At 58.8% G+C, this 11,386-nt stretch carries 14 protein-coding genes; 6 read left to right on the forward strand and 8 right to left on the reverse strand.

Annotated elements, in window-relative coordinates:
* Positions 1-372: 372 nt before the first annotated feature.
* The 7 genes from AD948_RS03700 to AD948_RS03730 form a co-directional block, all read right to left on the reverse strand.
* Entirely contained in the window at positions 373-1,317 is a 945-nt protein-coding gene (locus AD948_RS03700; protein WP_006558534.1) for a bifunctional riboflavin kinase/FAD synthetase, read from the reverse strand.
* A gap of 2 nt (positions 1,318-1,319) precedes the next feature.
* Positions 1,320-2,030 (reverse strand): acireductone synthase, encoded by a 711-nt coding sequence (mtnC, locus tag AD948_RS03705; RefSeq protein ID WP_061470785.1) that lies wholly within the window; start codon positions 2,028-2,030, stop codon positions 1,320-1,322.
* Positions 2,027-2,572, reverse strand: coding sequence for a 1,2-dihydroxy-3-keto-5-methylthiopentene dioxygenase (locus AD948_RS03710; RefSeq protein WP_061470787.1), 546 nt, complete (start codon positions 2,570-2,572; stop codon positions 2,027-2,029). The genes mtnC and AD948_RS03710 overlap by 4 nt, the downstream gene beginning before the upstream one ends.
* On the reverse strand, positions 2,569-3,189 hold the full coding sequence (locus AD948_RS03715) for a methylthioribulose 1-phosphate dehydratase (protein ID WP_006558531.1): 621 nt from the start codon (positions 3,187-3,189) through the stop codon (positions 2,569-2,571). The genes AD948_RS03710 and AD948_RS03715 overlap by 4 nt, the downstream gene beginning before the upstream one ends.
* 26 nt (positions 3,190-3,215) lie before the next feature.
* On the reverse strand, positions 3,216-3,467 hold the full coding sequence (locus AD948_RS03720; RefSeq protein ID WP_006558530.1) for a twin-arginine translocase TatA/TatE family subunit: 252 nt from the start codon (positions 3,465-3,467) through the stop codon (positions 3,216-3,218).
* 167 nt (positions 3,468-3,634) lie between these two features.
* Positions 3,635-4,084 carry a CHAP domain-containing protein gene (locus AD948_RS03725; RefSeq protein WP_081473559.1) on the reverse strand — a complete coding sequence of 150 codons (450 nt, stop codon included), beginning with the start codon at positions 4,082-4,084 and terminating at the stop codon, positions 3,635-3,637.
* Positions 4,081-4,755, reverse strand: coding sequence for a regulatory protein RecX (locus AD948_RS03730; protein ID WP_006558528.1), 675 nt, complete (start codon positions 4,753-4,755; stop codon positions 4,081-4,083). The genes AD948_RS03725 and AD948_RS03730 overlap by 4 nt, the downstream gene beginning before the upstream one ends.
* Positions 4,756-4,997: 242 nt before the next feature.
* Here AD948_RS03730 and AD948_RS03735 point away from each other — a divergent pair, with 242 nt between their 5' ends.
* From AD948_RS03735 to AD948_RS03755, 5 genes are all read left to right on the forward strand, one after another.
* On the forward strand, positions 4,998-6,200 hold the full coding sequence (locus AD948_RS03735; RefSeq protein ID WP_058989048.1) for an aspartate aminotransferase family protein: 1,203 nt from the start codon (positions 4,998-5,000) through the stop codon (positions 6,198-6,200).
* Positions 6,197-7,195 (forward strand): ornithine carbamoyltransferase, encoded by a 999-nt coding sequence (gene argF / locus AD948_RS03740; RefSeq protein WP_061470789.1) that lies wholly within the window; start codon positions 6,197-6,199, stop codon positions 7,193-7,195. The genes AD948_RS03735 and argF overlap by 4 nt, the downstream gene beginning before the upstream one ends.
* A gap of 3 nt (positions 7,196-7,198) precedes the next feature.
* On the forward strand, positions 7,199-7,513 hold the full coding sequence (locus AD948_RS03745; RefSeq protein WP_006558525.1) for a hypothetical protein: 315 nt from the start codon (positions 7,199-7,201) through the stop codon (positions 7,511-7,513).
* A gap of 122 nt (positions 7,514-7,635) precedes the next feature.
* On the forward strand, positions 7,636-8,586 hold the full coding sequence (gene hslO, locus AD948_RS03750) for an Hsp33 family molecular chaperone HslO (RefSeq protein ID WP_061470794.1): 951 nt from the start codon (positions 7,636-7,638) through the stop codon (positions 8,584-8,586).
* Positions 8,587-8,824: 238 nt separating this feature from the next.
* On the forward strand, positions 8,825-9,367 hold the full coding sequence (locus tag AD948_RS03755; protein ID WP_045542400.1) for a flavin reductase family protein: 543 nt from the start codon (positions 8,825-8,827) through the stop codon (positions 9,365-9,367).
* Between the two features lie 267 nt (positions 9,368-9,634).
* Here the strand turns inward: AD948_RS03755 and AD948_RS03760 are convergent, their stop codons facing one another.
* Positions 9,635-9,985 (reverse strand): zinc ribbon domain-containing protein YjdM, encoded by a 351-nt coding sequence (locus AD948_RS03760; protein ID WP_061470790.1) that lies wholly within the window; start codon positions 9,983-9,985, stop codon positions 9,635-9,637.
* Positions 9,986-10,168: 183 nt separating this feature from the next.
* Between AD948_RS03760 and AD948_RS03765 the strand changes: the two genes are divergently transcribed.
* On the forward strand, positions 10,169-11,155 hold the full coding sequence (locus tag AD948_RS03765) for a hypothetical protein (RefSeq protein ID WP_061470792.1): 987 nt from the start codon (positions 10,169-10,171) through the stop codon (positions 11,153-11,155).
* Positions 11,156-11,386 lie beyond the last annotated feature (231 nt).

The following is an 11,386-nucleotide window of genomic DNA, read 5'->3' on the forward strand; positions in this document are numbered from 1 at the left end:
CAGGTGTCACTCTGGTTCGGGTTCAGCTCAACACGCAACAGGTGCCCGGATGGCGCACCAGTGCGAAAGACGTGTTATCAAAGCGCAAAGGAAAAGGGTCAAGAAGCAACACAACATAACGGGTTGCTCCCCTTTTCCAAAATCAGGCGAAAAACCGGCGCGCTGCAACAGATACTGCACTGCACGCCAGAGAACCTGCTTACGTTTTACAAGGGAAAATCAGTTTTCTGACGCCATAATTTACCCCCACATAGACACTGTAGATAATGACGGCAGACATCACAACGTTATGCGGCAGAACCCAAAAATGCCGGGCACTCGCCATTAACGGTATGCCGACAAGGCATGAAACAAGATGAGGGAAAACAGCCGTCATGACCCTGCCAGTTCCGCGTCTAGCACGGTGCGGGCGGCCTGAGCATCCTGCGCGATCTGGGCCTTCAGTTCATCCAGTCCGTTAAAGCGTTTTTCCGCCCGCAGCATGCGGTGCAACGCAACGGAAAGGGTCTGGCCGTACAGATCCCCCTCATAATCGAACAGATTGACTTCAACCCGGCTTTCCTGCCCGTCATCAATGGTGGGACGGCGACCAATATTGGCCACGCCGGGCCGCGTGTTGCCATCTGGCAGGCGCACCGTTACCGCATACACCCCACGGGCAGGCTCCAGATGCCGACCAAGCGGGATATTGGCGGTGGGGAACCCCAGCAGGCGGCCCCGCTTGTCTCCATGCTGCACTTCACCCCGAATAAACCATGGCCGCCCCAGTTCTTCCGCGGCCCGTTCAGGGTAGCCATCCTGCAACAGGCGGCGGATACGGGAGGACGAATAAGGCCCGCCACTATCCGCCAGAGCAGGCACTGCCGTAAACCCTACCCCCAGTTCAGCCGTGCGCTCAGCCAGAAATGGCACGCTGCCACCACGCCGATGCCCGAACGCAAAATCCGGCCCACAGGCAACATGCCGCAGCCCCAGGGACTCATACAGCACGTCTTCCACAAACCGTTCGGCGGGCATGAGAGAAAAGGCTTCATCAAACCGGATCTGAAACACATGTTTCACACCCAGCGCTGCAAGTGCGGCAAACCGCTCATCCGACAGGGTCAGGCGGAAAGGTGGGTCCTGTGGACGAAACAGTTCTCGCGGATGCGGGTCAAACGTGACCACCGCCAGCGGCAGATCTGGCCGCGTGGTATGCAGGGTATGCACCAGATGAGCATGGCCCAGATGCACCCCGTCAAAATTACCAAGGGCCGCAGCGCAGCCCCGAGCTTCTACGGGAATATCCTGCCAGTTCTGGTGCAGCCGCGCCCGCATGGTTACGCGCGCTCCGCACCCGGCAGGCCGAACAGCGCTGCCGCTTCTGGCAAGGTTGCCGCTGTTGGAAACTTTTTCCCGGCGATAGTGCCATCTTCAGGCCGCACAATCTGGCACACGCGCAACCCGGCTTCCGCCGCAGCATCAAGTTCCGCCGTGACATCGGAGAGGAACAGAACGTCCTCATCCTGCCAGCCGGTTTCCCGCAGAATGGCCCTGTAGCTTTCAGCTTCTTTCTTACCGCCTACGCGCAGATCAAAAAAACGGCTGAACAGGGGCGTCACATCTCCCTGCTCGGTATGGCCGTAAATCAGCTTCTGCGCAGGTTCGGAGCCTGAGGAATACACCGCCAGTTCAATCCCGGCGCGAGACCATGCTTCCAGTGCGGGCACCACGTCCGGATATAAACGGGCCACCAGTTCCCCACGCTTATACCCTTCCGCCCATGCCATGCCCTGCAAGGCCTTGAGGGGGGCTACCTTTGCGTCTTCATCCATCCAGCGCTCAAGCTGCTCAAGCGGCGGCACGCCGGGGGCCAGCCGTTCGGTTTCCGCCAGAGCGTCCTTGACCACGGGGTCATTCTTCCGCTCGGCAATCAGGCGCGGCAGATGCGTGCGGGCATAGGGAAACAGCACCGTATGCACAAAGGAAACCGGGGCTGTTGTGCCTTCAATATCCAGCAGCACAACACGGGGAGCAGCAGAAACACTCATAGAGGATACGCCAGAAAACGGTGGGCCAGATCCGTGCCGGTATAATCGGCAACCCAGCCTTCCTTATGGGTAAAGATACGCAGCGTGACAAAATCGGGCTCGGGCCCGCCGTCAAACCAGTGCTTTGTGCCTTCCGGCACGGAAATCAGGTCTGTCTGGGTGCATTCCACATCATAAATGCGGTCTTCCACATGCAGGATAAAGTGGCCGCCACCATGCACAAAAAACCGGACTTCATCTTCGCTATGAACATGTTCGGACAGAAACTTACCGCGCAGCGCTTCCCGATTAGGGGTGTTTTCATCCACGCGCAGAACATCCGCTGATCCCGCGCCTGTTTCCCCCATCAGTTTATCCAGAAACGGACGGTAGGTTGCCAGCACGGCTTCCTCATCCGCATCACGCGGGGGAATGGCTGGCCCTTCCCACCGTTCAAAGCGCACGCCAAGCGGCTTGAGTTCGGCAGCAATCTCAACCGGATCATGCGTCAGGAGAACAGGCTTTTCAGGCACAGTATCCTGAAAGATGGTCAGTGTGCTCATACGCCCAGCTTCCTTCTTTCCAGAGCGCAGGCCAGCAGGAACTCCAACCCTTCCAGCCGGGCCAGCGCGGTTGGCATGTCCTTGCCCCACACATACACACCATGGCCACGAATGATGTACCCCGCTGGCATGGCCCCGAACGCCGGAGCCACCACCGTGGCCAGACGGGCAATATCCTGATCGTTATCAAACAGGGGCACCGGCACAGTTGTCTCGTGCGTGGTCTGCCCTTCAAACACTTTCAGCACTTCATAGTCAGACAGGTGCAGGGCTGGGCTTTTTTCCACCATGGAAAGTACGGTAGAGGCCACGGAATGCCCATGCAGAACAGCACCCGCCGTAGGGTCCTGCTGGTAGATCTGGCAATGCAGCAACGTCTCGGCGCTGGGTTTATCCCCTGCGCGGTGCGGCTTACCGTTTTCATCCACGGTAATAACGTCCGCCGCCTGCAAAAACCCTTTATGGCCACCGGAACGGGTAATGGCGATACGGCCATCTGCAAGCCTGCGGCTGATGTTACCAGCCGTGGCGGGCACCCATCCGCGGGAATCCATACGCTGCCCGGCCGTGAGAATATCCTGCACGGCCCGCGCGAAATCCGTCATGCTCTCGCTCATACCTTGATCCTGCCAGCGCCTTGGGTTCAGGGCTGCGGTGTCTTGTCCCGCGCTGCGGGAACAGGCTCAACCGGCGTGGTGGCCGAAGGTGGCGCAATATGCCCGTTGGGGCGGCTTGCGCTGTCATCCATCGGTTCATCATCCGCCATGTGCTTCTTGAAGGATTTGATCCCCTTCGCGAAGTCTCCCATCATGGAGCTGATCTTGCCGCCGCCACCAAAAACCACCAGCACAACCACAAGCACAATCAGCCAGTGCCAGATGCTCAAGCTACCCATTCAACAGTCCTCTGCTTACATGCCGACACAGCCGGGACGGCCCATCTAATCCTGCGTCTGTCTTAGACCACATGGCGGCGCTTGTCTTCTCATGCAAGCCCGAACTCCTGCATCTGGCAGCAAAACACGCCGCTGCGATACCAAACGCCCGGCCCCGCCAGCGTCTCTCAGCTACTACCCATCACAATAGGCTCTATAAAGCCATAAGCAGGATAAACGGTTTTCCCCAACCCGTGAACAGGTGACCACCATACCCGCACGCGCGTCCAGTCATTGGCAGGAGAAACGTCCTCCACCGGCGCCTTATGCGTCACCCGACCAGGCTCCCAGTTGGCGTGATCCACCAGCACAAGGCGGGAGTTTTCCACCTTCCGCACCACGGAAACATGCCCCGATGGCAGCCGGCGCGTAGAGCGGAACACCAGCACATCTCCCTGATGCGGTGCGGAAGACCGTGCATATTGACCGCGTGCCTGGTTCCACCAACTGGCTGCGGCACCGCGCAGATTAATGGCAGAGTGCTCTCTGGCGTAAGGGGCGCATTGCACGGAGCCATTCCACCCACCGCCGCAGGCCGCCAGAAAAAGCGGCAGCAGCAAAAATACGTATCGCTTCACGATTCGGACCTCAACCGCTCCATCCATCGTCCGGCTTCTTCCGGCTCCATATCCAGCACCCGTTCTGCCACATCCCGCCCGTAACCGGATCGGGCCAGCACACCAAGCGCGCGCTGCCGCTCGGCCATGGCTTTCTGCCTCTCATCCTGCCCCTCCTCTTCCTCATAAGAAGAAGCACGCAGCGATGGCCTGCCCGCAAAAGGCCCCAGCCGCCGTTTGCGGGCCAGAACCAGAGCTGCTGAAAGCTCTGTTTCCTGAGGAGAAAACCCTTCCACCACATCCTGCAAGGCGACATTGCGCACATCTGCCTCCACCCCTCGGGCAGCCAGATGCGCCTGCACCGCCTTGCCTGATCGCCCGGAGCGCACCAGCTTTTTGGCTCGCGCTCTGGCAAAGGCTTCATCATTCACCGCGCCAAGCTGCACCATATCCGCCGCCACGGCCTGAATGACGGGCTTCAGGGCGGCAACCGCGGCGCTGACCTCATCCGCTTCCGCCCCGGCTTTCAGCGCTGCCCGCTCCCACCGGGACACACGGCGCGCCAACACCTGCTCCAGCCCGTGGCGGGTGGTGCCAAAACGCGCCAGATGCGCCAAAGCCGCTTCTCGCAAAGCTGCGCGATCAGGAGGAGGGGGTGGGCTGTCAGGCCCGGAAGAGGAAGAAGACGCCATGCAAGAGAGTATGCCTCAAAACACACCGAAATGACTATTCATGACGTCAGCACATCTCTGCACGCAAGAAATGTGACAGTTTCATGTATGATTTTCGCACTCTGCGTTTGACTCTGGCTGCACAACGCAGTCATCATTGCGTCCGCAACGGGTCGCCCGCTCCACACAGGCAGCGGGCGTTTTCTGTTTTGCGTGATTTTGTCCCTTTTTTGAACAATGACAGCAACACAAAGATAACCTCCATGATTCCAGCCCTGACCCCTACCTACAACCGCGCTGACCTCGCCTTTGAGCGTGGCGAAGGCGCATGGCTGTACACCACGGACGGGCGACGATTCCTGGATTTTGCTGCTGGCATTGCCACATGCTCCGTTGGCCATGGCCACCCGCATCTGGTGGAAACCGTGCAGCAGCAGGCCGCCAAGGTCATGCATGTGTCCAACCTGTTCCGTATTCCGCAGGCTGAAAAGCTGGCGCAGCGGCTGGTGGATAACAGCTTTGCGGATAGCGCGTTCTTCTGCAATTCCGGCGCGGAAGCCAATGAAGGCATGGTGAAATTCGCCCGCCGGGCACAGGCTCTTGCAGGCCACCCGGAACGGACGGAAATCATCTGCATGGATGGCGCGTTCCATGGCCGCACGCTGGCCATGCTCTCCGCCACAGGCAACCCGAAATATCTGGAAGGCTTCGGCACGCCGGTTCCGGGCTTCCTGCATGTGCCGTTCAATGACATCGAGGCCGTGAAGGCCGCCATCACGCCCCGTACCGCCGCTGTGATGCTGGAACCCATTCAGGGTGAAAGCGGCATCAAGGTTGCCTCGCCTGAGTATCTGCGGGCGCTGCGTGCCCTGTGTGATGAAACGGGCGTGCTGCTGGCACTTGATGAAGTGCAATGTGGTGTTGGCCGTACCGGCAAGCTGTTTGCGCATGAATGGGCAGGCATCAAGCCGGATGTGCTCTCAACCGCCAAAGGGCTGGGCGGCGGCTTTCCCATCGGCGCTGTTCTGGCAACGGAAGCGGTCGCCAAAGGCATGACAGCCGGCACCCACGGCACCACGTTTGGCGGCAACCCGCTGGCCTGCGCCGCCGCCAACGCCGTGCTGGATGTTCTGCTGGCCCCGGGCTTTCTTGAGCAGGTGCAGGCGCGCGCCAAACTGCTGGACACCCAGCTGGATAAACTGGTGAAGGAAGCGCCGGGCGTGTTTTCCGAACGCCGTGGCCTTGGCCTGCTGATCGGCCTGCGTTGCGTGCCGCCAGTAGGGGAAGTGCAGGCTGCCGCACAAAATGCCGGCCTGTTGTGCGTAACGGCCGGAGACAATGTTCTCCGTCTGGTGCCACCCCTTACCATTACGGAAGAAGACTGCATGGAAGCGGTATCCCGCCTGCGGCAGGCCGTTTTTTCCAATAGCCATAATAACAAGACAGTTCTGGAGCCAACCCCGTGAGCGCTGCCCTTTCCACCGTCTCCCCTACCCAGACCCAGGCCGGGCCGCGCCATTTTCTTGACCTGAAAGATCTGGACGCGGCAACCCTGCGCCAGATTCTGGATGTTGCCCGCAGCATGAAGGCCATGCAGCAGGGGCGGCGGTTCCCTCTGCACCCGCGCCTGCCGCTGGCCGGGCGGATGCTGGGTATTATCCTCTCCAAACCCTCCACCCGTACCCGTGTTTCTTTTGAAGTGGGCATCCGCCAGCTTGGGGGGGACGCCATTATCCTCACACCGGGCGAAATGCAGTTGGGCCGGGGCGAGACCATTGCCGATACTGCCCGCGTGCTTTCCCGCTTTGTAGATGCGCTGGTGCTGCGCACAGGCAAGACAAGCTCCCTGCTTGATCTGGCAAAATGGAGCAGCGTGCCCGTTATCAACGGCCTGACGCCCCGCTCTCACCCGGTGCAGATTCTGGCAGATGTTCTGACCTTTGAAGAACATCGCGGTCCTGTAAAAGGCCGTACCTTTGCCTGGACCGGTGACGGCAACAATGTGCTGGTGTCCCTGATTGAAGGGGCCGTGCGCTTTGGGTTCAAACTGCGTGCCGCCACCCCGCCAGATATGCGCCCACCGCAGGACGTGCTGGACTGGGCCGCCCGTGAAGGTGGCGCGGTAGAGTGGATGGCTGACCCGCGTGAAGCCGTGAAAGGTGCTGATTGCGTGGTGACGGACACATGGATCAGCATGTCTGATTCAGAAGAAGAAGCCGCCACCCGCATGGCCAAGCTGGAAGCCTATCAGGTCAATCCTGCCCTGATGGCACTTGCAGCCCCCAATGCCCTGTTCATGCACTGCCTGCCTGCCCATATTGGAGAGGAAGTGACAAAGGACGTGTTTGAAGGCCCGCAATCCGTGGTGTTTGATGAAGCTGAAAACCGCCTGCATGCCCAGAAAGGTGTGCTGGCATGGGCCATGGGCGGCGCAGACTGGCTTTCTTTCGGGAAGGAATAAGCAATGAGCGGTACGGAGAACGCACACCCCACCAGCACGGAAGAAACACCCGCCGCCCCCGGCTGGGTGGAAGACTCGCTGGACAGAATTCTGGCAACCCTGCCGTTCCCGGCAGACAAGCTGGCTCCGTTCCGTGCTTCCTATCTGGATTGTCTGGCAGGATGCGGCCGTGCTGCTGATCTGGACAGCGCCCATGATGCCTGCCGTCAGGGGTTGCTGCGCGCTCTGAAAGATGGGCTGGACATGGATGCTGAAACCAGCCGGGCGCTTGAACAGAAGCTGGAAAAGCTTGAACTGGACATTTCAAGCGCCATTTAAAGCAGAACGTGTTGACGCGGGCAGAAGAGCGCCGCCAGCCATAGGATGCTTTTTCTCAAGCATTTATGTGGATGGCCTCCGCGCACTTTCTGCCCGTTTTTCTTTTTTCAAGGCCCCCCATCATGCAAACCCCCGCTTTTCTTGACCGTGACCGTCCCGATGTGCCTGATCTGGTTGTGCCGGGCGGTATAACCCCGTTTTTCCTGCAAGGCCGCCCCGTGCGCGGACGGCTGATCCGCCTTGGCGTGCTGGCGGATGTGCTGCTGACCCGCCATGACCACCCTGCCCCCGTTACCCGGCTAGCGGGCAAGGCTTTGACGGTGGTGGCGGCACTGGCCTCCGCCCTGAAATTTCAGGGCTCCTTTTCTCTTCAGATCAAGGGCGATGGTCCTGTGCCGCTGCTGGTTGCGGACTGCACGGATACAGGCGCACTGCGCTTTTACGCCCGCACGGATGAAGATGCTCTGAACGCGCTGCTGGCCGAAACACCCAACCCGACAGACCGTGACCTTCTGGGCAATGGTTACCTTGCCCTGACGGTCGATCAGGGACCGGATACGGACCGCCATCAGGGTATTGTGGACATTGCGGGAGACGATCTTGCCGCCATGGCCTCCCACTATTTCGCTACCAGTGAACAGCACGCCTGCTGGATCTATCTAAGCTGCAAGATGACTGACGCAGGCTGGCGCGCTGGCGGACTGGTGCTGGAGCGCATCGCGGGTGAAGGCGGCTCTCACGTGGTGGGGGACGAGGATGCCGATGCAAGCTGGGAAACAGCCACCATTCTGGCCACCACCCTCACCAGCCGGGAACTGCTGGATGATACCCTTCCTCCGGCTGATCTCCTGTATCGCCTGTTCCATGAGGAATATCTGCAAATAGGCCACCCGCGCGCTCTGGCCTATGGTTGCCGGTGCTCGCGCGCGCGTCTGGCCGATGTGCTTCAGGGCTTCCCTGATGATGATCTGGACCATATGGCACAGGATGATGGCCAGATTGTCATGACCTGTGAGTTCTGCAACATCGACTTCCGCTTCCCCCGGAAGGATATTTCATCTCACGCGGGCTGAAACCTCCTTCTTTTTTCGGCTTCTGTTAACCAAGACATTCCTGAATGGCCCATGCATACAGCCCTGTTGCATGGGCCGTTTTGCTTCCAGCGTCATGACGCCTCTTTTGGTCTGTAACGTTCAGCCCGGTTGCGCGTCAGGTCTGCCAGAGTTTCCCCTTTGAAAAGCGCTGCCTTTTTGAAGAGCGCTCTCACCAAGACTGTGCCAGTGTGGACAGGCTTGAGCAGGAGAGAATGACATGAAGCATTTGCCCCTCAACCGCGCTTTTACGCTGCTGGAACCCGGCCCGGTTCTTCTGATCACCACGCATGATGGCACCAGAAGCAACATCATGACGCTGACGTGGAGCATGGTGCTGGATTTTTCAGCCAGTTTTGCCATTACCACCGGACCATGGAATTATTCTTATACCGCACTTACAAAAACAAAGGAGTGCGTGATCTCGCTTCCGACTGTGGACATGATTGATACCGTGGTGGGGATCGGCACATGCTCAGGTGAAGATACTGACAAATTTGATAAATTCGCGCTCACGCCCCTCAAAGCCGCCCATGTTAGAGCGCCTCTTATCAAGGAATGCCTCGCCAATATCGAGTGCAGGCTGGTGGACAGAATTGACCGCCACAACATTCTTATTCTGGAAGGGCTTGAAGCCTATTTTGACACCAGCCGGAAGGAACAACGGACCCTGCATGCGGTAGGGGACGGCACCTTTATCGTCGATGGCCGCAAAATTGATAGAAAAGAAATGATGCAGTCAAAATTGCCCGAAGGTCTTTGAAAGCCCCGCCCTTTTCTACACAGGGCTTCCCGACAAAAGAGCATCAAAATGAAAAACAAGTTCGGGCAGCTGGGTGCGGCGGACTGTCCGGATCAGGATGCCCGCCTTTATGTGCACAAAAACACCGAATAGCTGTACGCCCAATGCACTGGCATCGGGCTTGCAGACAGAGTGTTTTAACAGGACGTTTTTATGATGGGCAACTTGGCTCTCAAAAACCGTCCTGCCCCTTTCGGGAAGCCTCTGATCCCTAGGAAAGATGGCTCCTCAGGACTTCTTCACAAATTCAGATTTCAGATTCATCGCGCCAAAACCGGGAATTTTGCAGGCAATATTATGCCCGTCCGCACCATCGCTCAGCCGGATATTCTTGACCTTGGTGCCACCCTTCACCGCCTGAGAAGACCCTTTGATTTTCAGATCCTTGATAACGGTCACAGTATCACCATCGGTCAGAACGTTTCCGTTGGCATCTTTCACAACGCTGGTATCTTCCGCTGCATCGTTGCCCGTGGCGTCCTGGCTCCACTCGTTCCCGCATTCCGGGCAGATCCACAGGCTGCCATCCGGATAAACGTGTTCACAGCCGCAGGTCGGGCAACTCGGGTTACGCTCCACACTTACTCTCCTTGTTGATGGCCGGACCCTACTGCATGCCAGCCCGGATAGGAAGCGCAGCACGCACCATAACGGGCCGTTGACCGCCGCCGCCGCCGAAGGCAGGATTTGGCCGGGCAGAGTCTCGGCTCCTGCCTGCATCCGAGTTTGATCCGGGATCTTTGACTAGAAAGGGTCCACACCATGACGCTGTTCTCTCGCCCGCTACGCCTGTCGCTCACCGCCGCCCTTGTGCTGCCAGCCCTGCTGGCTGGCTGTGCGAGCGAACAGCAACCCACGCACTTTGCCCCGCTGCGCTATGATTACCTCAGCCAGATGAACCTGAATGTCAGCACGCTTTCAGTGGTGGACAATACCGTGACCAACCCTGTTCCCGGCGATATTGGCGCGCGTGCCCCCACGCCCCCCGTTCAGGCTGTACGCCAGATGGTTCAGGATCGGCTGGCCGCAGCCAGCAACAACGGCAGCACCGCCCAGTTCGTGATTGACCGTGCCTCCATCCTGCATAATGCCGGTGGCACGCTGAACGGGCAGATTGATGTGCATCTGAACATCCTCAACCCCGGTGGCACGCAGGCCGCCCATGCTGAAGCCCATGTAAGCAGCACCGTGCATCCTGACCTTTCAAAAGGAGATGCGGATAGCCCGGCCAATCTGTACGAAATCACACAGAACATGATGCAGCGGATGAATGTGGAACTTGAATATCAGGTTCGCCATTCCCTGAGCTCGTGGCTTGTGGATGCCGGGGGCACACCCGTCGGCTCTGCCATTCAAACCCAGCAGTTGGGCAAACCCGGTGAGAGCACCCCTGCCACACTGGCGGCACCTGCCGTTGCTGCCACAACGCAGGCTGTCACCTCTCCCACCACATCCACAGCGGAACCGGCCTCGCCCACCACCGAGCCAACCAACGCGCCCATCACCACCCCAAAAGTAGAGGTGCCAAATATTACAACACCCAAGGTGGACGTGCCGGGCACGGAGGCTCCTCAGAACACGACGGCACCCGCCGCATCACCCTCCAGCAGTGAACCTGACCCAGTGTTCCCTGCTGGTGAGGGCGATGACAGCACCTCATCAACCGCAAAGCCCAAAACGCTTTCGCCCAAGCCCAGTTATCTGAAGGTGCCCACGACAAAAAGCACCACGTCCTCATCAGGCAACTGAAGACCCTTCCCCCCTCCCTTCACTCAGGAGGGGGTTTTTCTTTCCCTGCAAACAGGTTTTAGAAAACACTCTGTACCGTGGCCATAAAGTTTCGCGGCTCGCCATAGTAGTTGTAGTAATAGATATTTCCGAGGCGCTGATAGTAACGTGTATTGGAAAGGTTGTTGACGTTGACAGTAATATTCAGTTCATACCAATTTGTTTTTGCTATGACCCATGAGCCCAGTCGCG

The sequence above is a fragment of the Acetobacter senegalensis genome, from assembly GCF_001580995.1.
GTDB classification, from domain to species: domain Bacteria; phylum Pseudomonadota; class Alphaproteobacteria; order Acetobacterales; family Acetobacteraceae; genus Acetobacter; species Acetobacter senegalensis.

Bases quoted from the DNA above. Each gene is read 5' to 3' on its own strand.
- mtnC (WP_061470785.1), bottom strand. From the start codon at position 2,030: ATGAGTGTTTCTGCTGCTCCCCGTGTTGTGCTGCTGGATATTGAAGGC.
- hslO (WP_061470794.1), top strand. From the start codon at position 7,636: ATGCAAACCCCCGCTTTTCTTGACCGTGACCGTCCCGATGTGCCTGAT.
- AD948_RS03710 (WP_061470787.1), bottom strand. From the start codon at position 2,572: ATGAGCACACTGACCATCTTTCAGGATACTGTGCCTGAAAAGCCTGTT.
- AD948_RS03765 (WP_061470792.1), top strand. From the start codon at position 10,169: ATGACGCTGTTCTCTCGCCCGCTACGCCTGTCGCTCACCGCCGCCCTT.
- AD948_RS03735 (WP_058989048.1), top strand. From the start codon at position 4,998: ATGATTCCAGCCCTGACCCCTACCTACAACCGCGCTGACCTCGCCTTT.
- AD948_RS03715 (WP_006558531.1), bottom strand. From the start codon at position 3,189: ATGAGCGAGAGCATGACGGATTTCGCGCGGGCCGTGCAGGATATTCTC.
- AD948_RS03720 (WP_006558530.1), bottom strand. From the start codon at position 3,467: ATGGGTAGCTTGAGCATCTGGCACTGGCTGATTGTGCTTGTGGTTGTG.
- AD948_RS03700 (WP_006558534.1), bottom strand. From the start codon at position 1,317: ATGCGGGCGCGGCTGCACCAGAACTGGCAGGATATTCCCGTAGAAGCT.
- AD948_RS03745 (WP_006558525.1), top strand. From the start codon at position 7,199: ATGAGCGGTACGGAGAACGCACACCCCACCAGCACGGAAGAAACACCC.
- AD948_RS03755 (WP_045542400.1), top strand. From the start codon at position 8,825: ATGAAGCATTTGCCCCTCAACCGCGCTTTTACGCTGCTGGAACCCGGC.
- AD948_RS03730 (WP_006558528.1), bottom strand. From the start codon at position 4,755: ATGGCGTCTTCTTCCTCTTCCGGGCCTGACAGCCCACCCCCTCCTCCT.